The sequence below is a fragment of the Pseudomonas sp. LH1G9 genome, from assembly GCF_002949975.1.
GTDB classification, from domain to species: Bacteria; Pseudomonadota; Gammaproteobacteria; order Pseudomonadales; family Pseudomonadaceae; genus Aquipseudomonas; species Aquipseudomonas veronii.
Genome location: NZ_CP026880.1, coordinates 3,289,302 through 3,315,354, shown reverse-complemented (window position 1 = coordinate 3,315,354; position 26,053 = coordinate 3,289,302). Strand labels below are relative to the sequence as shown.

The window sequence follows — 26,053 nt, the reverse complement described above, 5'->3', positions numbered from 1 at the left end:
CATTTTATTCAGTAGCCTTTGCGTTCGTCGGAAGGTCTTTGTAGGGCATTTTTTCGACATTTGGTAGGTTTGCGCGAAAATATTGTATACAAAAAATAACTCTATTGTGTTCTATTTGTCGCATCCGGTATCTGTTCCAACAGAGCCCACGGCTTTCCCATAACAAGATAAGGACGGCACCCATGAGCGCTTTAACCTTGAAAGTCGCAGTCAACCTGGCCGGCCAGGCCCTCGCCGCAGGCCGCGCCATTGCCTCGGCACCGCTGACCATTGCCGTGCTGGACGGCGGCGGTCACCTGATCACCCTGCAACGGGACGACGGCGCCAGCCTGCTGCGCCCGCAGATCGCCATCGGCAAGGCCTGGGGTGCGATTGCCCTGGGCAAAGGCTCACGCTTGCTCGCGCTGGATGCGCAGCAACGCCCGGCGTTTATCGCCGCATTGAACAGCTTGGGGCAGGGCAGCGTGGTGCCGGCGCCGGGCGGGGTGTTGATTCGGGATCAGGAAGGGCTGGTGCTGGGGGCGATCGGGATCAGCGGGGACACGTCGGATATTGATGAGCAGTGTGCGATCACGGCGATTGAAGCGCTGGGTTTGTGGGCGGATGCGGGGGGGTCAGCCTGATTTTTGGATGACTGTCAGGGCCTCATCGGGAGCAAGCTCCCTCCCACTTTTGACTGTGTTCACACATTTCTATTTGTGAATACCGTCAAATGTGGGAGGGAGCTTGCTCCCGATTGCCACAGGCGCCTCGGTATCTCAGTCCGGCGCACAGCCTTTGAGCACCAACCGAATAATCGTCTGCGCCGCCGCCTCGTAATCCGCTTCATCCAATTTGGCCTTGCCGGTCACCGCCGAAATCTGCCAATCAAAATCCGCATACGTCTGGGTCGCGGCCCAGATGCTGAACATCAAGTGATTGGGATCGATCGGCGCAATCAACCCACGGTCCACCCAATGCTGGATGCACTGGATATTGTGCTTGGCCTGGGCGTTGAGTTGCTCGACCTGTTCGGCGCTCAGGTGCGGGGCGCCGTGCATGATTTCGCTGGCGAACACCTTGGAGGCGAAGGGCAGGTCGCGGGAGATGCGGATTTTCGAGCGGATGTAGTTGCTCAGTACCGCCGCAGGCTCACCCTCCGGGTTGAACGGCGTCGAGGCTGCCAGGATCGGCTCGATGATGCTCTCGAGCACTTCGCGGTAGAGGTTGTCCTTGGACTTGAAGTAGTAGTAGACGTTGGGCTTGGGCAGCCCGGCCTTGGCGGCGATGTCGCTGGTTTTGGTCGCGGCGAAGCCCTTGTCGGCAAACTCCTCGCTCGCCGCCCGCAGGATCTTTTCTTTGTTGCGCTCGCGAATGCTGCTCATAAACCAGAGGGTTCCTTGCCATGACAGGCGGTTGCGCATGGTAGCACCGGCCATCCGCGAGCCTCAACAATGTGCCCGCGACACTCTTGGGGTCGATCGTGCATCCCGGTTTTGGCCTACAAAAAACTCGGAAATAGACTATCTGTAAAATATAGACGAATTGTTTAGGTTGGCGTAGTGTCCGCTGGGTCAGTGACTGAGCCTGCGTCAATCACCCGTGTTCCTTCGGGTTAGCCAGGCCTCAGGCACTACGCAGAATAAAAATAATTCGGTAGGTGCCTTCATGAAACAGGTCAAACAGACGCTCTATGCCGTAACGATCACCCTCGGGCTGTTGTCGGTGGCCCATGCGCAGCCGCTGCGTTTCGCCACCGAGGGTGCTTATCCGCCTTTCAACTATGTGGACTCGAATAACCAACTGCGTGGTTTTGACGTCGATATGGCGAACGCCCTGTGCGCCAGGCTCGGCGTCGAATGCACGATTGTTGCCCAGGACTGGGAAGGCATCATCCCGGGCCTGCTCGCGAAAAAGTACGACGCAATCATCGCCTCGATGGCCATCACCGAAGAGCGCCAGAAGACCGTCAGCTTCACCCAGCCCTACAACCGCACGCGCATGGTTCTGGCAGTGCCCAGGGGCAGCGACATTCAGGACGCCGCGCCGGCCACGTTGGCCGGCAAGACGGTCGGCGCTCAGTCGTCGTCCACCCAGGGTATCTACAACCAGGATGTCTATGGCGCCAATGGGGCGCGGGTCAAGTTGTACGTCGGCCAGGACGAGGCCAACAGCGACCTGCTCAACGGCCGCCTGGATGCGGTGGTCAACGACAGCGCGCCAATGCAGGAGTGGTTGAAGAGCACCGCCCCGCAGTGTTGTCGGGTGCTGGCTATCCCCGGTACGCAAAGCGACGCCGGTATTGCCGTGCGCAAGGCCGATGAGGCGTTGCGCGCCAGGCTGAACCAGGCCATCGCGGACGTGATCGCCGACGGCACCTATCGACAGCTCAAGTTGGCCCATGGCCTTGAGGATGATTAAGCGCGGGGGCGTCTTCCATGTTCGAGTCATTAGGGTTGTTGTCGTTGGGCGCCGGTGGGTGGGGCGGCGCGCTGCTGGCGGGCGCAGGGGTCACGATGGCGCTGGCATTGGCGTGTGTGCCGCTGGGGTTGCCATTGGGGTTGTTGGTGGCGCTGTGCAGCAGATCGGCAAACACCACGGTGAGGGCGATGGCTGCGCTGTTCTCCACCTGTTTTCGTGGCCTGCCGGAGTTGCTGACGTTATTGATCGTGTATTACGGCATCCAGATCGCGCTGCAGAAGTTCCAGGCGTATTGGGGCGGTTCGGCCGAGTTTGGCATCAACGCGTTCGTGGCGGCGGTGATCGCGTTCAGCCTGGTGCTGGCGGCCTTTTCCAGCGAGGTGTGGCTGGGGGCGTTGAAGACCGTGGCGCGCGGCCAGTACGAAGGCGCCCAGGCACTGGGCTTGAGCCGCAGGCACACGTTTTTCAAGGTGGTGCTGCCGCAGGTGATGAGGATCGCCTTGCCGGGGCTTTCGAACAACTGGTTGAGCCTGCTCAAGGACACGGCGTTGGTGTCGACCATTTCCCTGGTGGACCTGATGCGCCAGACCAGCCTGGCGGTGAACGCCACCAAGGAACCGATGCTGTTTTATCTGGCGGCGTGTGGCCTGTACCTGCTGCTGTCGTCGATGTCGGGGTTTTGCATCGCGCAGCTTGAAAAGCACTACGGCCAGGGTCGGGAGCGTGCCTCATGATGGGGGGCGAGCGTTTTGCCGAGTGGCTCGGGCTTGAACTGCTTCAGCGCTACGGTGCGCAGTTGTTCGATGGCTTGTTGCTGACCCTGCAATTGGTGGCGATATCCAGCAGCGCCGGGATGGTGCTTGGCGTGCTGTTGGCGTTGGGCAGGACTTCACGCTGGCGTTTATTGCAGTACGGGTGCAGGGCCTATCTCTACTTTTTCAGGGGCTCTCCGTTGTTGGCGCAGTTGTTCCTGATCTATTACGGCTTGGGTTCCTTCCACGGTTTCTGGCGCGACCTTGGCCTGTGGGGCTGGTTCGGCGACCCGTGGTTTTGCGCCGTGCTGGCGTTCACCTTGAATACGGCGGCCTATCAGGCCGAGATCTTTCGCGGCGGGTTGCTCTCCGTGCCCCGTGCCCACTATGAAGCCGCGACGGTGTTGGGGTTGAGCCGCACCACCACGTTTTTCAAGGTGACCTTGCCGCAGGTGCTCATCGTGACAGTGGGGCCACTGGGCAATGAACTGATTTTGATCATCAAGGCCAGCGCGATTGTGTCGCTGGTGACCTTGCTGGATTTGATGGGCGTGGCCAAGTTGGCGTTCTCACGCACTTTTGATTTCCAGGTGTATGTGTGGGTGGCGCTGGTCTACCTGCTGGTGGTCGAGTGTGTCCGGCGAGGGGTGAACCGGATCAATCGTCGACTCACCCGCCACATGCGGCCAACTGACGAATGATAAGGAAGGGTGGATACATGGGGTCATCAGGGGAGTTTGAGCGGTCGATCTGCGCGCCTGCGCCGGTGGTGATCGATGTCGAAGGGCTGAGTAAATGGTACGGCCCATACCAGGTGCTGCACGGTATCGACCTGCGTGTGGTGCAGGGCGAGCGGATTGTGCTGTGCGGCACCTCGGGCTCCGGCAAGTCCACGTTGATCCGTTGCCTCAATCGTCTGGAACCGGCGCAGCAGGGCCGAATCCAGGTGCTGGGCGCCGACTTGAGCACTTCGCCGACGCTCTGCCGCGCGGCCTTGCGTGAGGTCGGCATGGTGTTTCAGGGCTTCAACCTGTTTCCGCACCTGACCGTCTTGCAAAACTGCATGCTGGCGCCGATGTCCGTGCGCGGCATGCCCCGCGACAGCGCGCAGGACCAGGCGATGGCGCTGCTGAAAAAAGTCGGGATCGATCAACACTGGAAAAAATACCCGGCGCAATTGTCGGGCGGCCAACAGCAGCGGGTCGCGATAGCCAGGGCATTGTGCATGACCCCGAAAATCATGCTGTTCGATGAGCCGACGTCGGCACTGGACCCGGAGGCTGTCGGCGAGGTGCTGGACGTGATGGTCATGCTCGCCGAAAGTGGCATGACCTTGCTCTGCGTCACCCACGAAATGGGCTTTGCCCGGCAAGTCGCCGGGCGTGTGCTGTTTCTCGATGGCGGGCGGATCATCGAAGACCAGCCGCCGGAGGCGTTTTTCACTGCGCCACGCACACCTCGCGCGCAAGCGTTTCTGGCGCAGGTGCTGGGGTAGGCGGCTGGTATCGAGCAGGCAAAAAAGCCATTCGAGCGCGTCGAATGGCTTTTTTACCGCGCGCCGCGCTTATTCGGCAATCTGCAACTTGCGCGATTCCGTATAGATGTAGCGCACCTTTTCGTACTCGAACGGCGAGTTCAACTGACCGTAGCGGAAGCTGGTCTGGTAACGCTTGTCGACCACGCGCAGGGCCCAGATCTCCGGATGGTTGGAGCTGACTTCGGAGACGTTCAGGAAGTTGATCTGCGATTCGGCGCTGTAGTCGACCACCAGGCCGCTGGTATCGCGCAGGTTCGATGGGCCCAGGATCGGCAGCACCAGATAGGCGCCGCCAGGCACGCCATAGAAGCCCAGGGTCTGGCCGAAGTCTTCGCTCTGGCGCGGCAGGCCCATGGCGGTAGCCGGGTCCCACAGCCCGGCGACGCCGATGGTGGTGTTGAGCAGCAGGCGCCCGGTGGTTTCCAGGGAGCGGTGACCCTTGAGTTGCAACAGGCTGTTCAACAGATTGGGCACATCGCCCAGGTTGTTGAAGAAATTGCTTACGCCGGTACGCAGGAAGCTCGGCGTGACGTAGCGGTAACCGTCGACCACCGGCAGGAACACCCATTGGTCGAAGCGGTAGTTGAAGTGGTAAACGCGACGGTTCCACGATTCCAGCGGGTCGTACACGTTGAGGGCGGTCAGTGACGAACGTTCGAATTCGCGCTGGTCCAGGCCCGGGTTGAACTTGAGCTTGCTCAGCGGCTCCTTGAAGCCGTCGGCACCCACGACGGTGGGCGCGTGAGCCTTGCTGTTGTCGGCATTGGCCACGCTTGCGCACATCAGGGCGGCAAGCAGCAGAAGATATTTAGCCACGGAAAAACTCCAGCATGGCGTCGGCGTTGACGCGGTAGTTGAGGTTGCCGCAATGGCCGCCCAGCGGGTAGACAGTCAAGCGATCGCCGAAGGTTTGACGCAGGAAGCCGAGGTCGCCCGGGCCGAGGATCAAGTCGTCGGCGTTATGCATGACGGCGATTTTCGGGCTGGTGTGCAGGTAGTCCTTGAGGGCGTACAGGCTGACCTGATCGACCAATTGCAACAGGCTGCCGCCATCGGAACGGGCGCGCCACATCGGGATGACCTGTTCGGTGAGGTAGCAATCGAAGTCACATTGCAGCGCGCGCTTGAGGAACGGCGTGAGGCTGGTGCCTTCGGTGATCGGGTACTTCGGCGGGATGATCAGGCCGCGGCGGTTGATCAGGTCTGAGGTGAACGCGATGTCGGCCGCCGAAAAACGGAACGTGGTGCCGATCAGCATGGCCATCTGTTCGTTGGTCAGGTGCTGCTTGGAGTTCTGGAAGTCGTAGAGCAGGGCGTCGTTAAGGTCGATGTAGCCCTTTTGCTGGAAGTAGCGCGTCAGCTTGTTCAACACCAGTTCATAAAAGGTCGTGGTGTTGTTGATGCCCTTGACCTCGGTCTGCACCAGCTTGTCGAGGTTGGTGATCGAGGTGTACAGGTTGACCGGCGGGTTGAGCAGCAGCACTTTCTTGAAGTTGAAGCTGCGGCGGGTTTCGTCGAGCTTGCTGACAAAGGCCGCATCCAGCGCACCGAGGCTGTAGCCGCTGAGGTAAAAGTCGGTGACCGGCAGTGAGGCGTTCTGCGCGCGCACTGCTTGCATCACGCGGTACATGTCTTTGGCGTCTTCCTGGGTGATACCCGGCGTGGCGAAGCGCGAGGCGGCGCTCATGAAGTCGAAGCTGGTCGGCGATGACAGTTGCACGACGTGGTAGCCGGCCTGGTAGTACAGTTTTTTCAGGTATTCGTTGATGCTGCTGTCGAACCGCGCACCGGTGCCCGAGATCAGGAAGATCAGCGGCGCGGCGCGGTCTTGCTTGGCGATGCGGTAGGTGAGTTTCTTCACTGCCCAGAAGTTGTCGGGCAGGCTGAATTCGCGCTCGGGACGCATGTTCAGGGTGTAGTCGGACTGGTTGATTTCGTCGTCGCTCGGCAAGCTGGGCCGAAGGTCAGGCGGCGTGGTGGCGATGGTCGCTTCGAACGGGTTGGTCAAAGGGAAGCCATAGCTGGCCTGGTCGATGTCGACGGCCAGTGCTGACGCACTCAAAAAAAGGCTGCCCAGCAAGGCAGCGCAGCGCAAGGAACGGAGCATGACTTAATCCCTAAGAGGAAACGTGCTGAATGAAGTTCGCAGGCTATGACCACCGCGTTGCCACCGAAGTGCCAGCCATCGGCACGAAAAGTCGGATAAAAAACGTCGGAGTCGGGGTAATAGTAGGCAGAAGATACACTTTGCCGCGTATTGATGGACACTTATCTGCGTACACATCTTGCTAACGGCCACCGGGGGATTAAGCTGAGCGCCGTTTTTGCCTATCGGAGTGTTCCATGTCCCGCCGCTTGCCGCTGACCCTACTGCTCATTGCCTTGCCGTTATGGCTGGCCGCCAGTTATGCCGCGCGTTACGGCTTCATGGAGGATGGTCGGTGGGTCGGCATTTGCGTGGATGAAGCCAGCCGTTGGGAATGCCAGGTGCGTTCGAACCTGGGCTTGATGATTCACTTCCAGGTGATGGGCTGGGCTGCACTGATCGCGTCGGTGCTGGCGTTTTTCGTGCCGGGCCGTGCGGGGTGGGGGTTGGCGGTGCTGGGGCTGGTGTTCGGGTTGCCGGCGTTGGCGTTGTACAACACCACATTTGCGGTGTTTGCGGTGGTGATTGCCGGGTTGCGCTTGGTCCGCAAGCCACGGGCGGCCTGATAGGGCCAATCGGGGGCAAGTCGAATCGTCGCACCGCCCCTTCCACATGGGAACGCGTTCCAAATGTGGGAGGGGCTTGCCCCCGATGGCATCTTAAGCCTTGCGCATCCGCAAGCACCGCCACAAAGCCACAACCATCAACCCACTGACCAGCGCCCAACCCCATGCCTGCTGGTTCAACAGACCTTCGCGGAACAGCTGCGGCGCAATGCCGGCACCGATGATAAAGGCCAGTAGGGCAATTTCCCGACGTGGCCCGGTCACCGGGCGAATCAGATAGACCAGGGCAGGCAGCACCAGTGCCGCACTTGGGAAGCTGCGGTAACGCGGGTCAAACACCAGCGCCAGCATCATCACCGCGCCAGCGAACCCGGCGATTGCCACCAGCCAGCCCGCGCGCGGCTCCAGCCAGTTGAACGCCCGCTCGCGCCAACCTTCGCGGCTGCTCAAGGCCAGGGCCGCATGTGCCAGTACCAGCAGGTTCAACGCGACCAGCAGCCCCGCCCACACCCATTCATCATTGAAGCGTGCGGTTACGCGGGTCAGTTCGGCCCAGGTGCCGATGGAACAGGCGGCGACGGCCCCGAGCAGCGGCAGCAGCCAGGCGGCGCGCACGCTGCGCACCCGCCCGCCGAGCGCCAGGGTGCCCAGCAGGATGAGTCCACCGACTCCCAGCCACAGTGGCCAGTACGGCACGTTGGTCACCGGGCCGGCGAGGATGCCTTTGTCCTGGCGATCGGCATCGAACAAGCCCCAGTAACCGCCGACAGCGCCTTCACTGGCACGCTTCCACGGCTGGTCGAAGGCTTCGATCAGGTTGTAGTGCCAGCCATTGGCTTCGGCCATGGCCACGAAACCGCGCATGAACTTGGCCTCATTGACCCGGCTCGGCACCGCGGTTTCGCGCTGGCGGCCTTCGCTGGGCCAGCCGGTCTCGCCGATCATTACGTCCTTGGGCGCGAATTTATTGCCGAAGGTCTGGCGCACATCACCGACATGCTTGAGCGCCTGGTCGATTCCCGAGGGGGCGTCTTCCCAGTACGGCAGCAAGTGGATGGTCAGGAAATCCACCGCCGGGGCAATTTCCGGGTGTTGCAGCCAGAACTCCCAGACGTCGGCATACGTGACCGGCTGCTTGATCTGGCTTTTGACCTTATGGATCAGCTTCACCAACTGTGCGGCCGTGACTTCCTTGCGCAGCAGGGTTTCGTTACCGACGATCACCGAAGTCACCACGTCGGCGTTGGCGTTGGCCGAGGCGATCAAGGCGTCGACTTCTTTTTCGGTGTCGACCGGGTTGCCGTTGACCCAGGCGCCGATCATCAGTTTCAGCCCGTGCTTGCGCGCCAGGTCCGGCAAGGCTTCCAGGCCGGTCATGGAGTAGGTGCGGATGCATTCGAAGCGGGTGGCCAGCAGGGCCAGGTCGGCGTCCATGCGCTCGGGGCGCAGCTTGAACGGCTGGTCGAACGGTGATTGGTCCTTGTCGAACGGTGTGTAGGAGGCGCATTGCAGTTTGTGGCTGGCGCTGGCCACGTCCGGCAGCACCACTGGCCGGCCGAGGCCATACCAGTATCCGACCAGCGCAAGCAGGCCGAGGATCAAGGCGAATAAATAGGGCAGGGCAGGGAAGTGGGCAGTTGCGGGCATGGTCGGCTTATCTGGGGAGCAAAGGCGCGCATCTTACCCGGATTTGTCGCGTCCCAGTGGGGCTGCATGATTTAGACATGCAAAGTTCGGGCGGGGTATGAGGTGAGCGTCCCATAACAGCGATAGCTGGCGATGTGATGTCGTTTCTTGCTTACCTGAGGTCGCTGACAGAGCAGGACGCGGGCCCCGGCAGGTTGATGATCGAAGTATCAGCACTCCACTGATGTCGTTGCCGCCGGATCGATGCGCGTGAAGGGGGCGTGGCGCACCACATAACAACAGGTTGACGTCGCTCGACATCCGTCGGGCGCAGCACTTTCGGGGAAGTACGATGAAGATGCGACGACTCTTGGGCGCAGTTGCCACTCTGGTAGTTGCGATGAGCTCCACACTGGCCAGCGCCGACAGCAAAACCCTGAGCATCGGCTACGTGGACGGTTGGTCCGACAGCGTTGCCACCACTCATGTGGCGGCAGAGGTGATCAAGGCAAAGCTCGGTTATGACGTCAAGTTGCAAGCGGTCGCCACCGGGATCATGTGGCAGGGTGTTGCCACCGGCAAGCTCGACGCCATGCTCTCTGCCTGGCTACCCGTGACCCACGGTGAATACTGGGCCAAGAACAAGGACAAGGTGGTCGACTACGGCCCCAACTTCAAGGATGCGAAGATCGGCCTGATCGTGCCGGAGTACGTCAAGGCCAAGTCCATCGAAGACCTCAAGACCGACACCACCTTCAAGAACAAGATCGTCGGTATCGACGCCGGTTCAGGCGTGATGCTCAAGACCGACGAAGCGATCAAGGCCTATGGCCTGGACTACAAGCTGCAAGCCAGCTCCGGTGCCGCGATGATCGCCGAACTGACCCGCGCCGAAGACAAGCAGGAATCCATCGCAGTCACCGGGTGGGTGCCGCACTGGATGTTCGCCAAGTGGAAACTGCGGTTCCTGGACGATCCAAAAGGGATCTATGGCGCTGCTGAAACCGTCAACAGCATCGGTAGCAAGGGCCTGGAGAAGAAAGCCCCGGAAGTCGCGGCGTTCCTGAAGAAATTCCAATGGGCTTCCAAGGACGAAATCGGTGAAGTCATGCTCGCCATCCAGGAGGGCGCCAAGCCCGATGCAGCCGCCAAGGACTGGGTTGCCAAGCACCCTGAGCGGGTTGCCGAGTGGCTCGCCAAGTAACCCCCCTTTGATGTAACCCTCTGTGGGAGGGGGCTTGCCCCCGATAGCGATGGATCAGTCAGATCATCAGCGACTGACACACCGCAATCGGGGGCAAGCCCCCTCCCACATTATTTTCGCCGCCCGCAAATGTTTCTGCGCCCTCGCAAACCCTCGCTACACTCCCTCTAATACTAAGGTCGTCTGGAACCTGCCCCGTAGCCGCATACAGTGGCTATTGTTTCAATAATAACAAAGCTGTGCTGCGAGGATAAAAACAATGAACGACAGCATTTACCTCTCGATTCAAAACAGCCCGCGCTTCAAGGAGCTGGTTAGAAAAAGGGAAAGGTTCGCCTGGATTCTCTCGGCGATCATGCTAGGGCTTTACTCCGGATTCATCCTGTTGATCGCCTACGGGCCACAATTGCTGGGGGCTAAGATCAGCTCCACTTCGTCCATCACCTGGGGAATCCCTATCGGTGTCGGGCTGATTCTATCGGCCTTTGTCCTCACTGCGATCTACGTGCGACGCGCCAACGGCGAATTCGACGATCTGAACAATGCGATTCTCAAGGAGGCTGCGCAATGATCCGTCGTCTATTGGCTGTACTGGGTGCTTCGGTCTTCGCGCCTGCTATATGGGCGGGGGAGGCGTTGACCGGTGAAGTGCAAAAACAACCGCTGAATATTCCAGCGATCCTGATGTTCGTGGTCTTTGTCGGCGCGACGTTGTGCATTACCTACTGGGCGTCCAAGCGCAACAACTCGGCGGCCGACTATTATGCGGCCGGCGGCAAGATCACCGGCTTCCAGAACGGCCTGGCGATTGCCGGCGACTATATGTCGGCCGCGTCCTTCCTGGGTATTTCCGCACTGGTATACACCTCCGGCTACGACGGCCTGATCTACTCGATCGGCTTCCTGGTGGGCTGGCCGATCATTCTGTTCCTGATCGCCGAGCGCCTGCGTAACCTGGGCAAATACACCTTTGCCGACGTGGCGTCCTACCGCCTCGGGCAAACCCAGATCCGCAGCCTGTCGGCTTGCGGTTCGCTGGTAGTGGTGGCGTTCTACCTGATCGCGCAGATGGTTGGCGCGGGCAAGTTGATCCAGCTGCTGTTCGGCCTTGATTACCATGTAGCGGTGATCATGGTGGGTGTCCTGATGTGCCTGTACGTGCTGTTCGGCGGCATGCTGGCGACCACCTGGGTGCAGATCATCAAGGCAGTGTTGCTGCTGTCCGGCGCCACATTCATGGCAGTCATGGTGATGAAGCACGTCAACTTCGACTTCAGCACGCTGTTTTCCGAGGCGATCAAGGTTCACCCTAAAGGTGAAGCGATCATGAGCCCTGGCGGTCTGGTGAAAGATCCGATCTCCGCGTTCTCCCTGGCTCTGGCACTGATGTTCGGTACCGCCGGCCTGCCGCACATCCTGATGCGCTTCTTCACCGTGAGCGACGCCAAGGAAGCGCGCAAGAGCGTGTTGTACGCCACTGGTTTCATCGGCTACTTCTACATCCTGACCTTCATCATCGGTTTCGGCGCGATCCTGCTGGTCAGCACCAACCCGGCGTTCAAGGATGCTGCAGGCGCCTTGCTCGGTGGTAACAACATGGCGGCGGTTCACCTGGCCAACGCGGTGGGTGGCAGTATCTTCCTGGGCTTCATCTCGGCTGTGGCGTTTGCCACCATCCTCGCGGTGGTTGCGGGCTTGACCCTGGCCGGTGCTTCGGCGGTGTCCCATGACCTGTATGCCAGCGTGATCAAGAAAGGCAAGGCCAACGACAAAGAGGAGATTCGCGTCTCGAAGATCACCACTATCGCCTTGGCGGTGCTGGCAATCGGTCTGGGTATCCTGTTTGAAAGCCAGAACATTGCGTTCATGGTCGGCCTGGCGTTCTCTATCGCTGCCAGCTGTAACTTCCCGGTGTTGCTGCTTTCCATGTACTGGAAAAACCTCACCACCCGTGGCGCAATGATTGGCGGCTGGCTCGGGTTGGTCAGTGCTGTGGGCCTGATGGTCCTGGGGCCGACCATCTGGGTGTCGATCCTGCATCACGAAAAAGCCATCTTCCCGTATGAGTACCCTGCGCTGTTCTCGATGTTCATCGCGTTCGTCAGCATCTGGTTCTTCTCCATCACCGACAAGTCGGCGGCGGCAGTCAAGGAACGGGCGCTGTACTTCCCGCAGTTTGTGCGTTCGCAGACTGGCCTGGGGGCGAGTGGGGCGGTTTCTCACTAAGGTTGTAGCTCAATAGGAAATGCCCCGGTCGATAGGCTGGGGCATTTTTTTTGGCTGGAGTTTTGTGGTGGCTGGGCCATTGCTATCGGGGGCAAGCCCCCTCCCACAGTTGGTTGCATTTCAAGGTGGGTAGTCGGTCAGGTTTTGGGGGGGTAATAGGAAATGCCCCGGTCGATAGGCTGGGGCATTTTTTTTGGCTGGAGTTTTGTGGTGGCTGGGCCATTGCTATCGGGGGCAAGCCCCCTCCCACAGTTGATTGCATTCCAAGGTGGGTAATTGGTCAGGTTTGGGGGCTTAATAGGACGTGTCCCGGTCGATAGGCTGGGGGCTTGCTCCCGATAGCTGAATTTCAGACAAAACAGTTTCTTGGTTCTTGCACAAATAAAAACGGCCTCCATGAAGGAGGCCGCTTTTTTATTGCGCGTCAGTCAGATGCTTACTTGCGATCTTCCAACTTGGTAATGTCACGCGACTCGTAGCCGGTGTACAGCTGGCGCGGGCGGCCAATCTTGTACGGGCTGGAGAGCATTTCTTTCCAGTGGGAGATCCAGCCCACGGTCCGCGCCAGGGCGAAGATCACGGTGAACATGCTGGTTGGAATGCCGATCGCCTTGAGGATGATCCCCGAGTAGAAGTCGACGTTCGGGTACAGCGAGCGTTCGATGAAGTACGGGTCGGTCAGAGCGATCTCTTCCAGGCGCATGGCCAGTTCGAGTTGCGGATCGTTCTTGATGCCCAGTTCCCTCAACACTTCGTCGCAGGTCTTCTTCATGACGGTGGCGCGCGGGTCGCGGTTCTTGTAGACCCGGTGACCGAAGCCCATCAACTTGAACGGATCGTTCTTGTCCTTGGCCTTGGCGATGTATTTGTCGATGTTCGAGACATCGCCGATTTCATCGAGCATGGTCAATACGGCTTCGTTCGCACCGCCGTGGGCAGGGCCCCACAGCGCGGCGATACCGGCGGCGATACAGGCGAACGGGTTGGCACCCGAAGAGCCGGCCAGACGCACGGTAGAGGTGGAGGCGTTCTGCTCGTGGTCGGCATGGAGGATGAAGATCCGGTCCATTGCCTTGGCGAGCACCGGGCTGATCGGTTTGATCTCGCACGGGGTGTTGAACATCATGTGCAGGAAGTTTTCCGCGTAAGTCAGGTCGTTGCGCGGGTACATCATGGGTTGCCCCATGGAGTACTTGTAAACCATTGCGGCCAGGGTCGGCATCTTGGCAACCAGGCGGATCGCGGAAATTTCGCGATGCTGCGGGTTATTGATGTCGAGGGAGTCGTGATAGAAGGCCGACAGGGCGCCGACCACGCCGCACATGACGGCCATCGGGTGGGCGTCGCGACGGAAGCCGTTGAAGAACGTCTTCAACTGCTCGTGAACCATGGTGTGGTTCTTTACAGTACTGACAAACTGGGCTTTCTGCTCGGCGGTTGGCAACTCGCCATTTAGTAGCAGATAGCAGGTTTCCAGGTAGTCCGATTTCTCAGCCAGTTGCTCGATCGGGTAGCCCCGATGCAGCAAAATGCCATTATCGCCATCAATATAGGTAATCTTCGACTCGCATGAGGCGGTCGACATGAAACCTGGGTCGAAAGTGAAACGGCCCGTGGCCGTCAGGCCCCGTACGTCGATAACATCAGGACCAACGGTGCCGGTTAAAATGGGCAGCTCGACGGGGGCTGCGCCCTCGATGATCAACTGCGCTTTTTTGTCAGCCATGTGGCCTCCTATTTATGCTTCAAATCATCAGACAGACCCCCCACGCAGGGCCCGCACCACTATAGTGAGATAAATTCAGATGTCAATTTGCCTAAAGTCTTGCCCCAGAAGGCTTTAACCGGACTTTTTCCTCGAAATTTACCGCCATTTACGCCTTTTATCCTGCCAACGCAATGCGCTATTAGGGTGAGGTCAGCGCGTTGTCATTAGTAACCTAACTGTCTATACTCGGCCACCGACCGCCAAGGGCTTTTGGGCTTGCTTTCATTGGGGGTCGCACTCCCTGGGTGGTGTTACCTGACCAGTCCGCTCCCCAACAACTTTGCCCTGATTGTTAGGGGCTCTTCAGTGTGAAAAAAAGCCGTGAATAGCCAACGACCTGTAAACCTAGACCTAAGGACCATCAAACTCCCCATCACCGGCGTTACGTCGTTCCTGCACCGTGTTTCCGGCATCATCCTCTTCCTGGGCCTGGGCTTCATGCTTTATGCATTGAGCAAATCCCTGGGTTCCGAGGAAGGTTATGCCGAGGTGAAGGCATGCTTGACCAGTCCGCTGGCCAAGTTCGTAGCATGGGGCCTCTTGTCCGCTCTGCTGTATCACTTGGTAGCCGGCGTGCGCCACTTGATCATGGATATGGGCATCGGTGAGACGCTGGAAGGCGGCCGCCTGGGCTCGAAAATCGTCATCGCCGTTTCCGTGGCGCTGATCGTTCTGGCAGGAGTTTGGATATGGTAACCAGCGTAACGAATCTGTCGCGTTCGGGCCTCTATGACTGGATGGCACAGCGTGTGTCTGCGGTCGTTCTCGCGGCTTATTTCATTTTCCTGATCGGATACCTCGTCGCCAATCCGGGCATCGGCTATGAGCAATGGCATGGCCTGTTTTCCCACAATGCGATGCGAATCTTCAGTCTGCTGGCCCTTGTAGCCCTGGGCGCTCACGCCTGGGTCGGCATGTGGACCATTTCGACCGACTACCTGACGCCGATGGCGCTGGGCAAGTCTGCGACAGCAGTACGGTTTCTCTTCCAGGCAGTATGCGGCGTCGCGATGTTCGCTTACTTCGTCTGGGGTGTGCAGATTCTTTGGGGTATCTGATCCATGGCTAACATTCCAACTATTTCCTTCGACGCCATCATCATTGGTGGCGGCGGCGCCGGCATGCGCGCAGCGCTGCAACTGGCTCAGGGCGGTCACAAGACTGCCGTGATCACCAAGGTGTTCCCGACGCGTTCCCACACAGTATCGGCCCAGGGTGGCATCACCTGCGCCATCGCCTCCGCCGACCCGAACGATGACTGGCGCTGGCACATGTACGATACCGTCAAGGGTTCCGACTATATCGGTGACCAGGACGCTATCGAATACATGTGTCAGGAAGGCCCGGCCGCCGTGTTCGAGCTGGACCACATGGGTCTGCCGTTCTCGCGTACCGAGCAAGGTCGTATCTACCAGCGTCCATTCGGCGGTCAGTCGAAGGATTACGGTAAAGGCGGCCAGGCTGCCCGTACTTGCGCCGCGTCCGACCGTACCGGTCACGCGCTGCTGCATACCCTGTATCAGGGCAACCTGAAAGCCGGCACCACGTTCCTGAACGAGTACTACGCGGTTGACCTGGTAAAAAACCAGGACGGCGCATTCGTCGGCGTGATCGCTATCTGCATCGAAACCGGTGAAACCACCTACATCCGCGCCAAGGCTACCGTTCTGGCGACCGGCGGTGCAGGTCGTATCTACGCCTCGACCACCAACGCACTGATCAACACCGGCGACGGCGTTGGCATGGCGCTGCGTGCCGGCGTGCCGGTGCAAGACATTGAAATGTGGCAGTTCCACCCGACCGGCATCGCCGGCGCCGGTGTACTCGTCACCGAAGGTTGCCGTGGTGAAGGTGGTTACCTGATCAACAAGCACGGTGAGCGTTTCATGGAGCGTTATGCTCCGAACGCGAAAGACCTTGCCGGTCGTGACGTTGTAGCCCGTTCCATGGTCAAGGAAATCATCGCCGGCAACGGCTGTGGCCCGAACGGCGACCACGTGCTGCTCAAGCTCGATCACCTCGGCGAGGAAGTGCTGCACAGCCGCCTGCCAGGTATCTGCGAACTGTCCAAGACCTTCGCGCACGTTGACCCGGTGGTTGCTCCGGTTCCGGTTGTTCCGACTTGCCACTACATGATGGGCGGCGTGCCGACCAACATCCATGGCCAGGCAATCACCCAGAACGCCGACGGCGTGGACGAGATCATCCATGGTCTGTTCGCGGTGGGCGAAGTGGCTTGCGTATCGGTACACGGCGCCAACCGTCTGGGCGGCAACTCGCTGCTCGACCTGGTGGTCTTCGGCCGCGCTGCCGGCCTGCACCTGGAAAAGGCGCTGACCGACGGCATCGAATACGATGACGCTACCGACGCCAACATCGAAGCTGCCCTGGCGCGTCTGTCCGCTCTGAACGAGCGTACCGAAGGCGAAGACGTGGCTACCCTGCGTCGCGAGCTGCAAAGCTGCATGCAGAACTACTTCGGTGTATTCCGTACCGGCGAATACATGCAGAAGGGTATTGCCCTGCTGGCTGACCTGCGCAAGCGCATCGCCAACGTCAAGATCAACGATAAGAGCCAGGCGTTCAACACCGCTCGTATCGAAGCCCTTGAGCTGCAAAACCTGTTGGAAGTGGCTGAAGCGACTGCGATTGCCGCCGAGGTTCGTAAAGAGTCCCGCGGTGCTCACGCTCGTGAAGACTACGAAGACCGTGACGATGAAAACTGGCTGTGCCACACCCTCTACTTCCCGGGTGAAAAGCGCGTCACCAAGCGTGCCGTTAACTTCTCGCCGAAGACGGTTCCGATGTTTGAACCGAAAATTCGGACTTACTAAGGGTGGCTGCCATGTTGAAAGTCAGTGTGTATCGCTACAACCCTGATCGGGACGCTGCGCCGTTCATGCAGGAATTCCAGGTCAATACCGGTGGTAAAGACTTGATGGTGCTGGATGTGCTGGCCCTGATCAAAGAGCAGGACGAAGGGTTCTCCTATCGTCGCTCTTGCCGTGAAGGTGTTTGCGGCTCCGACGGCATGAACATCAACGGCAAGAACGGCCTGGCGTGCATCACGCCGCTGTCCGCCGTGGTCAAAGGCAACAAGCTGATCATTCGTCCTCTGCCAGGTTTGCCGGTTATCCGTGACCTGGTCGTCGATATGAGCATCTTCTACAAGCAATACGAGAAGGTTAAGCCATTCCTGCAGAACGATACGCCGGCTCCGGCCATCGAGCGTCTGCAGTCCCCGGAAGAGCGCGAGAAGCTCGACGGCCTGTACGAGTGCATCCTGTGCGCTTGCTGCTCGACGTCGTGCCCATCCTTCTGGTGGAACCCGGACAAATTCCTGGGCCCGGCTGCTCTGCTGCAAGCATATCGCTTCCTGGCAGACAGCCGTGACACCCAGACCTCCGAGCGTCTGGCTTCACTGGATGACCCGTTCAGCGTATTCCGCTGCCGCGGGATCATGAACTGCGTCAACGTATGTCCTAAAGGCCTGAACCCGACTAAGGCCATTGGTCACATCCGTAACATGCTGCTGCAAAGCGGCGTGTAATTGACGTTGTAGCAAAGCAGGACCGTTGTGCCCGTAAATGCTACGGCGCAGGCTTCAACCGGCGCCGTAGTCTTAACTTGAGCAGCGACTTACAAAGCCGCGGCTCTTATTTTGAAGAAATGAGACAAGCAGGGGCATTCGGGTTGGTACCCGAACTATCAGCGTGATCCTAAGTGGCTTGTTTTGGTCGCTGCACTTGGCCTTTTGCAAGCAAACTCGGTGTCGCCGCCGGTGGTGTCCCCAAATCGAGGGTGACCAAGCATGCAAGAAAGCGTGATGCAGCGCATGTGGAACAGCGGCTATCTTTCAGGTGGTAACGCTGCCTATGTGGAAGAGCTTTATGAGCTCTACCTGCACGACCCTAACGCTGTGCCAGAAGAATGGCGCACCAAATTTCAGACGTTGTCTTCAGACGGCAACGCTGCCACCGATGTATCGCACGCAACAATTCGCGATCAGTTCGTGCTGCTGGCAAAGAACCAGCGCCGCGCCCAACCGGTTTCAGCCGGAAGCGTGAGCAGTGAGCATGAGAAGAAGCAAGTTGAAGTACTGCGACTGATCCAGGCCTACCGTATGCGCGGCCACCAGGCGGCCCAGCTCGACCCGCTGGGGCTCTGGAAGCGTCCTGCACCTGCAGACCTGTCGATCAATCATTACGGCTTGACCAATGCCGATCTTGATACGACCTTCCGTGCCGGAGACCTGTTCATCGGCAAAGAGGAAGCGAGCCTACGCGAAATTCACGAAGCGTTGCAGCAGACATATTGCCGCACCATTGGCGCTGAGTTCACGCACATCACCGACTCCGAACAGCGTCACTGGTTCCAGCATCGCCTGGAAGGCGTGCGTGGCCGTCCGGTGTTGTCTGCCGATGTGCGCAGCCACCTGCTTGAGCGCGTGACCGCAGCCGAAGGTCTCGAAAAATACCTGGGCACCAAATACCCGGGCACCAAGCGTTTCGGCCTGGAAGGCGGCGAGAGCCTGATTCCGATGCTCGACGAGCTGATTCAGCGTTCCGGCTCCTACGGCACCAAGGAAATCGTGATCGGCATGGCCCACCGTGGCCGTCTCAACGTGCTGGTCAACACCTTCGGCAAGAACCCGCGCGACTTGTTCGACGAGTTCGAAGGCAAGAAAAAGGTCGAGCTGGGTTCCGGTGACGTTAAATACCACCAGGGCTTCTCGTCCAACGTGATGACCACCGGCGGTGAAGTTCACCTGGCCATGGCCTTCAACCCGTCCCACCTGGAAATCGTTTCTCCAGTGGTCGAGGGTTCGGTGCGGGCTCGCCAGGATCGTCGTAACGACGCGACCGGTGAGAAGGTTCTGCCGATTTCCATCCACGGCGACGCGGCATTCGCCGGTCAAGGCGTGGTCCTGGAAACCTTCCAGATGTCGCAGACCCGCGGCTTCAAGACCGGCGGTACCGTTCACATCGTCATCAACAACCAGGTGGGCTTCACCATCAGCAACCCGTTGGACGCGCGTTCCACCGAGTACGCCACCGACGTTGCCAAGATGATCCAGGCGCCGATCCTCCATGTGAATGGTGATGATCCGGAAGCCGTGCTGTTCGTGACCCAACTGGCTGTCGACTACCGCATGCAGTTCAAGCGTGACGTGGTGATCGACCTGGTTTGCTACCGCCGTCGCGGTCACAACGAAGCGGACGAACCAAGCGGCACCCAGCCGTTGATGTACCAGCAGATCACCAAGCAGCGCACCACCCGTGAGCTGTACGCCGAAAGCCTGACCAAGGCCGGTGTGATTGACGAAGCGCGTGTTCAGGCGAAAGTCGACGAATACCGCAACGCGTTGGACAACGGTCTGCATGTTGTAAAAAGCCTGGTCAAAGAGCCGAACAAAGAGCTGTTCGTCGACTGGCGTCCGTACCTGGGCCACGCCTGGACTGCGCGTCACGATACGTCGTTCGATCTGAAGACTCTGCAGGAACTGTCTGCCAAGCTGCTGGAAATTCCTGACGGCTTCGTCGTACAGCGCCAGGTCGCGAAGATCTACGAAGACCGTCAGAAGATGCAAGCCGGCGGCCTGCCGATCAACTGGGGTTACGCCGAAACCATGGCGTATGCGACCCTGGCGTTCGAAGGTCACCCGATCCGCATGACCGGCCAGGACATCGGCCGTGGTACGTTCTCGCACCGTCACGCGGTTCTGCACAACCAGAAAGACGCAGGCACCTACATCCCGCTGCAACACCTGTACGAAGGCCAGCCACGTTTCGACCTGTACGATTCGTTCCTGTCCGAAGAAGCCGTACTGGCGTTCGAATACGGTTACTCGACCACCACGCCTAACGCGCTGGTGATCTGGGAAGCCCAGTTCGGCGACTTCGCCAACGGTGCCCAGGTGGTTATCGACCAGTTCATCACCAGCGGCGAGCACAAGTGGGGCCGTCTGTGCGGTCTGACCATGCTGCTGCCACACGGTTATGAAGGTCAGGGTCCGGAGCACTCCTCGGCCCGTCTGGAGCGTTACCTGCAGCTGTGCGCCGAGCACAACATCCAGGTGTGCGTGCCGACTACCCCGGCCCAGATCTACCACTTGCTGCGTCGCCAGGTCATTCGCCCACTGCGCAAGCCGCTGGTAGTGCTGACGCCGAAATCGCTGTTGCGTCATAAATTGGCCATCTCGACCCTGGAAGATCTGGCGGAAGGCTCGTTCCAGACCGTTATTCCAGAAATCGATACACTGGACGCGGCCAAGGTCACTCGCCTGATCCTGTGCAGCGGCAAGGTCTACTACGATTTGCTGGAAAAACGCCGTGCCGAAGGCCGCGAAGACATCGCCATCGTGCGTATCGAGCAGCTTTACCCGTTCCCGGAAGATGACCTCATGGAGATCATCGCGCCTTACACCAACCTCACTCATGTAGTGTGGTGTCAGGAAGAACCGATGAACCAGGGCGCCTGGTACAGCAGCCAGCATCATCTGCGTCGCAGCATTGGTAACCACAACAAGGCCCTGGGCCTGGAATACGCCGGTCGCGATGCTTCTGCCGCGCCTGCCTGTGGTTATGCATCGATGCACGCCGAGCAGCAGGAAAAACTCCTGCAAGATGCTTTCACTGTTTAACGCCTTCGCGCTGACTGAAACCGAATTTTAAGGACCCACAGATAATGGCTATCGAAATCAAAGCCCCGACATTCCCGGAATCGGTTGCCGATGGCACCATTGCCACTTGGCACAAGAAACCAGGCGAGGCTGTAAAGCGTGACGAACTGATCGTCGACATCGAGACCGACAAAGTCGTTCTGGAAGTGTTGGCTGAAGCTGACGGCGTGTTGGGCGCGATCATTGCCAACGAAGGCGATACCGTCCTGTCCAACCAGGTACTGGGCTCGATCGAAGCGGGCAGCGCTGCTGCCGCTCCGGCTGCCGCTGCACCGGCTGTTGCTGCTTCTGCTCCAGCTGCCGCTCCGGCGGCGGGTGGCGAAGATCCAATCGCCGCACCGGCTGCTCGTCAGCTGGCCGAAGAGAACGGCATCAACCTGGCTTCCATCAAAGGCACCGGCAAAGACGGCCGTGTGACCAAGGAAGACGTGGTTGCTGCCGTTGAAGCCAAGAAAAACGCTCCAGCTGCCGCACCCGCCAAGGCTGCAGCACCTGCTGCCGCTGCTCCTGTGTTCGCCGCTGGCGACCGCACCGAGAAGCGCGTGCCGATGACCCGCGTGCGTGCCACCGTGGCCAAGCGTCTGGTTGAAGCACAGTCGAACATGGCGATGCTGACCACCTTCAACGAAGTCGACATGACCGAAGTCATGGCCCTGCGTTCGAAGTACAAGGACCTGTTCGAGAAGAGCCACAACGGCGTGCGCCTGGGCTTCATGTCGTTCTTCGTGAAAGCGGCCACCGAAGCGCTGAAACGCTTCCCGGCAGTCAACGCTTCCATCGACGGCAGCGACATCGTTTACCATGGTTATGCAGACGTCGGCGTTGCCGTGTCCAGCGACCGCGGCCTGGTGGTTCCGGTTCTGCGTAACGCCGAGCTGATGAGCCTGGCTGAAATCGAAGGCGGCATCGCCGGCTTCGGCAAGAAAGCCCGTGACGGCAAGCTGACCATCGACGAGATGACCGGCGGCACCTTCACCATCACCAACGGTGGTACCTTCGGTTCGATGATGTCGACTCCGATCGTCAACCCGCCGCAAGCTGCGATCCTGGGCATGCACAACATCATCCAGCGTCCGATGGCCATCAACGGCCAAGTCGTGATCCGTCCGATGATGTACCTGGCGCTGTCTTACGATCACCGCCTGATCGATGGTAAAGAAGCCGTGACTTTCCTGGTGACCATCAAGAACCTGCTGGAAGACCCAGCTCGTCTGCTGCTGGATATCTGATAGAAGCAGCTGCGGGCCTCAAGTGACAGGCTGCCGGATACGGCAGTCGGGCTTGGGGCCTGCGGCTTGACAGCTTGCTGCTAAATAGAGGAACTATTTTCATGTCGCAGAAATTTGACGTTGTAGTGATTGGTGCAGGTCCTGGCGGCTATGTTGCCGCTATCAAGGCCGCACAACTGGGCCTCTCGACTGCTTGCATCGAAAAATACACCGACAAGGAAGGCAAACTGGCACTGGGCGGTACCTGCCTGAACGTTGGTTGCATTCCTTCCAAGGCGCTGCTGGACAGCTCCTGGAAATTCCACGAAGCGCAAAGCGGTTTTGCCATCCACGGCATCCACCACGCTGGCGTGACCATGGACGTACCCGCGATGGTCGGCCGTAAAGCCAACATCGTCAAAGGCCTGACCTCCGGCGTTGCCACCCTGTTCAAGGCCAACGGCGTAACTTCCCTGCAAGGCCACGGCAAACTGCTGGCCGGCAAGAAAGTTGAAATCACCAAGCCGGACGGTTCGGTCGAAATCATCGAAGCCGAAAACGTGATCCTGGCTCCAGGTTCGCGTCCGATCGACATTCCACCAGCACCTGTTGACCAGAAAGTCATCGTTGATTCGACCGGCGCCCTGGAATTCCAAGCAGTTCCCAAGCGTCTGGGCGTGATCGGCGCCGGCGTGATCGGCCTGGAACTGGGTTCGGTCTGGTCCCGCCTGGGTTCCCAGGTCACTGTGCTCGAAGCCCTGGACACGTTCCTGCTGGCTGCTGACACCGCAGTGTCCAAGGAAGCCCTGAAAACCCTGACCAAACAGGGTCTGGACATCAAGCTGGGCGCTCGCGTGACCGGCTCGAAGGTCAACGGCGAAGAAGTAGTCGTGACCTACACCGACAAGGATGGCGAACAGACCATCACCTTCGACAAGCTGATCGTAGCCGTTGGTCGCCGTCCAGTGACCACCGACCTGCTGGCAGCCGACAGCGGCGTGAACATCGACGAGCGTGGTTTCATCCACGTTGACGATCACTGCGCTACCACCGTTCCTGGCGTCTACGCCATTGGCGACGTGGTTCGCGGCATGATGCTGGCGCACAAGGCTTCCGAAGAAGGCATCATGGTTGTCGAGCGCATCAAGGGCCACAAAACCCAGATGAACTACGACCTGGTCCCATCGGTTATCTACACCCACCCGGAAATTGCATGGGTCGGCAAGAACGAACAGCAGTTGAAAGCTGAAGGCGTTGAAGTTAACGTCGGCACCTTCCCGTTCGCTGCTTCTGGTCGTGCCATGGCAGCCAACGACACCGGTGGTTTTGTCAAAGTCATCGCTGATGCCAAGACTGACCGCGTATTGGGCGTCCATGTGATTGGCCCAGGCGCAGCAGAACTGGTCCAGCAGGGCGCAATCGGTATGGAATTCGGCACCAGTGCCGAGGACATCGGCATGATGGTTTTCTCCCATCCGACCCTGTCCGAAGCATTGCACGAAGCCGCGCTGGCAGTGAATGGTCATGCCATTCACATCGCGAACAAGAAGAAGCGCTAAAACGAGATAATAAGAAACCACGGCGGTTGCCCGTCGTGAGCCTTGCGCGCAAGACTCACCGCGGAATATCCGCTGGACGCAGTCTTGCGCAGCTTGACCGGGCTTGAGTCCGGCAAGTTGCGCAAGCAGCAGTCACAGGTGGCGCGGCACTCATAATGAGCGCAGCGCCGAATGCGCAGTACCTAACGAAGACGGTAAAAAGCATGAATCTTCACGAGTATCAGGGTAAGCAGCTGTTCGCTGAATACGGCCTGCCAGTATCCCAGGGCTACGCAGTAGACACCCCGGAAGCAGCAGCAGAAGCTTGCGATAAAATCGGCGGGACCGAATGGGTTGTAAAAGCCCAGGTTCACGCAGGTGGTCGCGGTAAAGCGGGCGGCGTTAAGCTGGTTCGCAGCAAAGAAGACGCCAAGGCCTTCGCACAGCAGTGGCTGGGCAAGCGTCTGGTGACTTACCAGACTGATGCCAATGGCCAGCCAGTCACCAAGATCCTGGTTGAATCGTGCACTGATATCGCTAAAGAGCTGTACCTGGGCGCTGTCGTTGACCGTTCTAGCCGTCGCATCGTGTTCATGGCTTCCACCGAAGGTGGCGTGGACATCGAGAAGATCGCTCACGATACCCCTGAAAAAATTCTGAAAGCCACTATCGATCCACTGGTTGGCGCTCAGCCATTCCAGGGTCGCGAGCTGGCTTTCCAGCTGGGCCTGGAAGGCAAGCAAGTTGCCCAGTTCGCCAAGATCTTCGTAGGTCTGGCCAAACTGTTCCAGGATCACGATCTGGCCCTGCTGGAAGTGAACCCGCTGGTGATCAAGGCTGACGGCGATCTGCATTGCCTCGACGCCAAGATCAACATCGACGCCAACGCCATGTACCGTCAGCCTAAGCTGAAGACTTTCCACGATCCGTCGCAAGACGATCCGCGCGAAGCGCACGCTGCCAAGTTCGAACTGAACTACGTAGCCCTGGAAGGTAACATCGGCTGCATGGTCAACGGTGCCGGCCTGGCCATGGGTACCATGGACATCGTCAACCTGCATGGCGGCAAACCAGCCAACTTCCTCGACGTGGGTGGTGGTGCTACCAAAGAACGCGTAACCGAAGCCTTCAAGATCATCCTGTCCGACTCCAACGTCGCTGCAGTACTGGTCAACATCTTCGGCGGCATCGTTCGTTGCGACATGATTGCCGAAGGCATCATCGGTGCAGTGAAAGAAGTCGGCGTGAAAATCCCGGTTGTTGTTCGCCTTGAAGGTAACAACGCTGAACTGGGCGCTAAAGTACTGGCAGAAAGCGGTTTGAACATCATCGCGGCTACCAGCCTGACCGACGCTGCTCAACAAGTTGTCAAAGCTGCGGAGGGCAAATAATGAGCGTCCTGATCAATAAAGACACCAAAGTTATCTGCCAGGGTATTACCGGTTCGCAAGGTAGCTTCCACACCCAGCAAGCCATCGAATACGGCACCAAGATGGTTGGTGGTGTAACGCCGGGCAAAGGCGGCACCGAGCACCTGGGCCTGCCAGTGTTCAACACCGTTAAAGACGCAGTAGCTGCCACTGGCGCGACCGCCAGCGTGATCTACGTTCCGGCTCCTTTCTGCAAAGACTCGATCCTGGAAGCGGCGTTCGGCGGCATCAAGCTGATCGTGTGCATCACCGAAGGCATTCCTACCCTGGATATGCTGGACGCCAAGGTCAAGTGCGACGAGCTGGGTGTGGTCCTGATCGGCCCTAACTGCCCAGGCGTGATCACTCCAGGCGAATGCAAGATCGGCATCATGCCTGGTCACATTCACTTGCCAGGTAAAGTCGGTATCGTTTCCCGTTCCGGCACCCTGACCTACGAAGCTGTGAAGCAGACCACTGACGCCGGTTTCGGTCAGTCGACTTGCGTCGGCATCGGCGGTGACCCGATCCCAGGCTCGAACTTCATCGACATCCTGAAGCTGTTCCAGGAAGACCCGAAGACCGAAGCGATCGTCATGATCGGTGAGATCGGCGGTTCGGCTGAAGAAGAAGCGGCTGCCTACATCAAGGCCCACGTGACCAAGCCGGTTGTTTCCTACATCGCTGGTGTGACTGCCCCTGCTGGCAAGCGCATGGGCCATGCTGGCGCAATCATCTCTGGCGGCAAAGGCACTGCAGACGAGAAATTCGCTGCACTGCAAGACGCAGGCGTAAAAACCGTGCGTTCGCTGGCAGACATCGGCAAGGCCTTGGCCGAGCTGACGGGTTGGGCAGTCAAGTAAGCCTCGCGCTTAACTGACGCTTCACCAGCAAAGGCCACCTTCGGGTGGCCTTTGTGCGTTCTGGGCGGTCCATTTATTGAAATGTACTTGGTCCCATGTGGGAGGGGGCTAGCTCCCGATGACAATGG

At 59.2% G+C, this 26,053-nt stretch carries 23 protein-coding genes; 18 read left to right on the top strand and 5 right to left on the bottom strand.

Translation table 11 applies throughout. The annotated features are described in order from the left end of the window. Nucleotides 1-182 precede the first annotated feature (182 nt). Entirely contained in the window at nt 183-623 is a 441-nt protein-coding gene (locus C5F70_RS15230; protein WP_104903626.1) for a heme-binding protein, read from the top strand. Between the two features lie 135 nt (nt 624-758). Here the strand turns inward: C5F70_RS15230 and C5F70_RS15225 are convergent, their stop codons facing one another. Next, entirely contained in the window at nt 759-1,364 is a 606-nt protein-coding gene (locus C5F70_RS15225) for a TetR/AcrR family transcriptional regulator (RefSeq protein ID WP_017849460.1), read from the bottom strand. A gap of 283 nt (nt 1,365-1,647) precedes the next feature. Here C5F70_RS15225 and C5F70_RS15220 point away from each other — a divergent pair, with 283 nt between their 5' ends. From C5F70_RS15220 to C5F70_RS15205, 4 genes are read left to right on the top strand one after another with little or no spacing between them, the layout of a single operon-like run. Continuing rightward, a complete protein-coding gene (locus C5F70_RS15220; protein ID WP_046486387.1) occupies nt 1,648-2,400 on the top strand; it encodes a transporter substrate-binding domain-containing protein in 753 nt (250 codons plus the stop codon). 17 nt (nt 2,401-2,417) lie between these two features. Further along, a complete protein-coding gene (locus tag C5F70_RS15215) occupies nt 2,418-3,134 on the top strand; it encodes an ABC transporter permease (protein ID WP_057003708.1) in 717 nt (238 codons plus the stop codon). Continuing rightward, the gene (locus C5F70_RS15210) at nt 3,131-3,853 is read left to right on the top strand and encodes an ABC transporter permease (RefSeq protein WP_046384203.1); all 723 of its coding nucleotides are present in this window, start codon (nt 3,131-3,133) and stop codon (nt 3,851-3,853) included. The genes C5F70_RS15215 and C5F70_RS15210 overlap by 4 nt, the downstream gene beginning before the upstream one ends. A gap of 17 nt (nt 3,854-3,870) precedes the next feature. After that, complete coding sequence (locus tag C5F70_RS15205) at nt 3,871-4,647, top strand: amino acid ABC transporter ATP-binding protein (protein ID WP_017849464.1); 777 nt, start codon at nt 3,871-3,873, stop codon at nt 4,645-4,647. A 69-nt stretch (nt 4,648-4,716) separates the two neighbouring features. On the opposite strand, the gene C5F70_RS15200 is transcribed toward C5F70_RS15205, so the two are convergent. Both C5F70_RS15200 and C5F70_RS15195 read right to left on the bottom strand, forming a co-directional pair. Next, on the bottom strand, nt 4,717-5,505 hold the full coding sequence (locus C5F70_RS15200; protein WP_046384201.1) for a VacJ family lipoprotein: 789 nt from the start codon (nt 5,503-5,505) through the stop codon (nt 4,717-4,719). Then, nucleotides 5,498-6,796: a serine protein kinase PrkA gene (locus tag C5F70_RS15195; protein WP_017846756.1), complete on the bottom strand. Its 1,299-nt coding sequence runs from the start codon at nt 6,794-6,796 to the stop codon at nt 5,498-5,500. Before C5F70_RS15195 ends, C5F70_RS15200 begins: the two co-directional genes overlap by 8 nt. Before the next feature lie 236 nt (nt 6,797-7,032). Between C5F70_RS15195 and C5F70_RS15190 the strand changes: the two genes are divergently transcribed. Then, the gene (locus C5F70_RS15190; RefSeq protein ID WP_104903625.1) at nt 7,033-7,401 is read left to right on the top strand and encodes a hypothetical protein; all 369 of its coding nucleotides are present in this window, start codon (nt 7,033-7,035) and stop codon (nt 7,399-7,401) included. Between the two features lie 93 nt (nt 7,402-7,494). On the opposite strand, the gene C5F70_RS15185 is transcribed toward C5F70_RS15190, so the two are convergent. After that, on the bottom strand, nt 7,495-9,048 hold the full coding sequence (locus tag C5F70_RS15185) for a glycosyl hydrolase family 17 protein (RefSeq protein ID WP_104903624.1): 1,554 nt from the start codon (nt 9,046-9,048) through the stop codon (nt 7,495-7,497). A 331-nt stretch (nt 9,049-9,379) separates the two neighbouring features. Between C5F70_RS15185 and C5F70_RS15180 the strand changes: the two genes are divergently transcribed. From C5F70_RS15180 to C5F70_RS15170, 3 genes are all read left to right on the top strand, one after another. Continuing rightward, complete coding sequence (locus tag C5F70_RS15180; RefSeq protein ID WP_057003706.1) at nt 9,380-10,231, top strand: glycine betaine ABC transporter substrate-binding protein; 852 nt, start codon at nt 9,380-9,382, stop codon at nt 10,229-10,231. Between the two features lie 259 nt (nt 10,232-10,490). Beyond that, nucleotides 10,491-10,802: a DUF485 domain-containing protein gene (locus tag C5F70_RS15175; RefSeq protein WP_017846760.1), complete on the top strand. Its 312-nt coding sequence runs from the start codon at nt 10,491-10,493 to the stop codon at nt 10,800-10,802. Further along, entirely contained in the window at nt 10,799-12,457 is a 1,659-nt protein-coding gene (locus tag C5F70_RS15170; RefSeq protein ID WP_104903623.1) for a cation acetate symporter, read from the top strand. The genes C5F70_RS15175 and C5F70_RS15170 overlap by 4 nt, the downstream gene beginning before the upstream one ends. A 436-nt stretch (nt 12,458-12,893) precedes the next feature. On the opposite strand, the gene gltA is transcribed toward C5F70_RS15170, so the two are convergent. Beyond that, nucleotides 12,894-14,183 carry a citrate synthase gene (gene gltA, locus C5F70_RS15160; protein ID WP_017846762.1) on the bottom strand — a complete coding sequence of 430 codons (1,290 nt, stop codon included), beginning with the start codon at nt 14,181-14,183 and terminating at the stop codon, nt 12,894-12,896. 363 nt (nt 14,184-14,546) lie between these two features. Between gltA and sdhC the strand changes: the two genes are divergently transcribed. From sdhC to sucD, 9 genes are all read left to right on the top strand, one after another. Next, the gene (sdhC, locus tag C5F70_RS15155; RefSeq protein WP_017846763.1) at nt 14,547-14,921 is read left to right on the top strand and encodes a succinate dehydrogenase, cytochrome b556 subunit; all 375 of its coding nucleotides are present in this window, start codon (nt 14,547-14,549) and stop codon (nt 14,919-14,921) included. After that, on the top strand, nt 14,915-15,283 hold the full coding sequence (gene sdhD / locus C5F70_RS15150; RefSeq protein WP_017846764.1) for a succinate dehydrogenase, hydrophobic membrane anchor protein: 369 nt from the start codon (nt 14,915-14,917) through the stop codon (nt 15,281-15,283). Before sdhC ends, sdhD begins: the two co-directional genes overlap by 7 nt. Nucleotides 15,284-15,286: 3 nt before the next feature. Beyond that, nucleotides 15,287-17,059 (top strand): succinate dehydrogenase flavoprotein subunit, encoded by a 1,773-nt coding sequence (gene sdhA, locus C5F70_RS15145; protein ID WP_017846765.1) that lies wholly within the window; start codon nt 15,287-15,289, stop codon nt 17,057-17,059. 11 nt (nt 17,060-17,070) lie between these two features. Beyond that, on the top strand, nt 17,071-17,775 hold the full coding sequence (locus C5F70_RS15140; RefSeq protein ID WP_017846766.1) for a succinate dehydrogenase iron-sulfur subunit: 705 nt from the start codon (nt 17,071-17,073) through the stop codon (nt 17,773-17,775). 261 nt (nt 17,776-18,036) lie between these two features. After that, nucleotides 18,037-20,868: a 2-oxoglutarate dehydrogenase E1 component gene (locus C5F70_RS15135; RefSeq protein ID WP_017846767.1), complete on the top strand. Its 2,832-nt coding sequence runs from the start codon at nt 18,037-18,039 to the stop codon at nt 20,866-20,868. A gap of 44 nt (nt 20,869-20,912) precedes the next feature. Beyond that, a complete protein-coding gene (gene odhB / locus C5F70_RS15130) occupies nt 20,913-22,136 on the top strand; it encodes a 2-oxoglutarate dehydrogenase complex dihydrolipoyllysine-residue succinyltransferase (protein WP_017846768.1) in 1,224 nt (407 codons plus the stop codon). 101 nt (nt 22,137-22,237) lie between these two features. Then, nucleotides 22,238-23,674: a dihydrolipoyl dehydrogenase gene (gene lpdA / locus C5F70_RS15125; RefSeq protein WP_017846769.1), complete on the top strand. Its 1,437-nt coding sequence runs from the start codon at nt 22,238-22,240 to the stop codon at nt 23,672-23,674. A 203-nt stretch (nt 23,675-23,877) separates the two neighbouring features. Continuing rightward, complete coding sequence (sucC, locus tag C5F70_RS15120; RefSeq protein ID WP_017846770.1) at nt 23,878-25,044, top strand: ADP-forming succinate--CoA ligase subunit beta; 1,167 nt, start codon at nt 23,878-23,880, stop codon at nt 25,042-25,044. After that, nucleotides 25,044-25,925, top strand: a complete 882-nt coding sequence (sucD, locus tag C5F70_RS15115; RefSeq protein WP_003172813.1) for a succinate--CoA ligase subunit alpha — start codon at nt 25,044-25,046, stop codon at nt 25,923-25,925. The genes sucC and sucD overlap by 1 nt, the downstream gene beginning before the upstream one ends. The last annotated feature ends 128 nt before the right edge of the window (nt 25,926-26,053 follow it).

Coding starts and splice junctions, on each gene's coding strand:
- C5F70_RS15230 (WP_104903626.1), top strand. CDS start 183: ATGAGCGCTTTAACCTTGAAAGTCGCAGTCAACCTGGCCGGCCAGGCC.
- C5F70_RS15225 (WP_017849460.1), bottom strand. CDS start 1,364: ATGAGCAGCATTCGCGAGCGCAACAAAGAAAAGATCCTGCGGGCGGCG.
- C5F70_RS15220 (WP_046486387.1), top strand. CDS start 1,648: ATGAAACAGGTCAAACAGACGCTCTATGCCGTAACGATCACCCTCGGG.
- C5F70_RS15215 (WP_057003708.1), top strand. CDS start 2,418: ATGTTCGAGTCATTAGGGTTGTTGTCGTTGGGCGCCGGTGGGTGGGGC.
- C5F70_RS15210 (WP_046384203.1), top strand. CDS start 3,131: ATGATGGGGGGCGAGCGTTTTGCCGAGTGGCTCGGGCTTGAACTGCTT.
- C5F70_RS15205 (WP_017849464.1), top strand. CDS start 3,871: ATGGGGTCATCAGGGGAGTTTGAGCGGTCGATCTGCGCGCCTGCGCCG.
- C5F70_RS15195 (WP_017846756.1), bottom strand. CDS start 6,796: ATGCTCCGTTCCTTGCGCTGCGCTGCCTTGCTGGGCAGCCTTTTTTTG.
- C5F70_RS15190 (WP_104903625.1), top strand. CDS start 7,033: ATGTCCCGCCGCTTGCCGCTGACCCTACTGCTCATTGCCTTGCCGTTA.
- C5F70_RS15185 (WP_104903624.1), bottom strand. CDS start 9,048: ATGCCCGCAACTGCCCACTTCCCTGCCCTGCCCTATTTATTCGCCTTG.
- C5F70_RS15180 (WP_057003706.1), top strand. CDS start 9,380: ATGAAGATGCGACGACTCTTGGGCGCAGTTGCCACTCTGGTAGTTGCG.
- C5F70_RS15175 (WP_017846760.1), top strand. CDS start 10,491: ATGAACGACAGCATTTACCTCTCGATTCAAAACAGCCCGCGCTTCAAG.
- C5F70_RS15170 (WP_104903623.1), top strand. CDS start 10,799: ATGATCCGTCGTCTATTGGCTGTACTGGGTGCTTCGGTCTTCGCGCCT.
- gltA (WP_017846762.1), bottom strand. CDS start 14,183: ATGGCTGACAAAAAAGCGCAGTTGATCATCGAGGGCGCAGCCCCCGTC.
- sdhD (WP_017846764.1), top strand. CDS start 14,915: ATGGTAACCAGCGTAACGAATCTGTCGCGTTCGGGCCTCTATGACTGG.
- sdhA (WP_017846765.1), top strand. CDS start 15,287: ATGGCTAACATTCCAACTATTTCCTTCGACGCCATCATCATTGGTGGC.
- C5F70_RS15140 (WP_017846766.1), top strand. CDS start 17,071: ATGTTGAAAGTCAGTGTGTATCGCTACAACCCTGATCGGGACGCTGCG.
- C5F70_RS15135 (WP_017846767.1), top strand. CDS start 18,037: ATGCAAGAAAGCGTGATGCAGCGCATGTGGAACAGCGGCTATCTTTCA.
- odhB (WP_017846768.1), top strand. CDS start 20,913: ATGGCTATCGAAATCAAAGCCCCGACATTCCCGGAATCGGTTGCCGAT.
- lpdA (WP_017846769.1), top strand. CDS start 22,238: ATGTCGCAGAAATTTGACGTTGTAGTGATTGGTGCAGGTCCTGGCGGC.
- sucC (WP_017846770.1), top strand. CDS start 23,878: ATGAATCTTCACGAGTATCAGGGTAAGCAGCTGTTCGCTGAATACGGC.
- sucD (WP_003172813.1), top strand. CDS start 25,044: ATGAGCGTCCTGATCAATAAAGACACCAAAGTTATCTGCCAGGGTATT.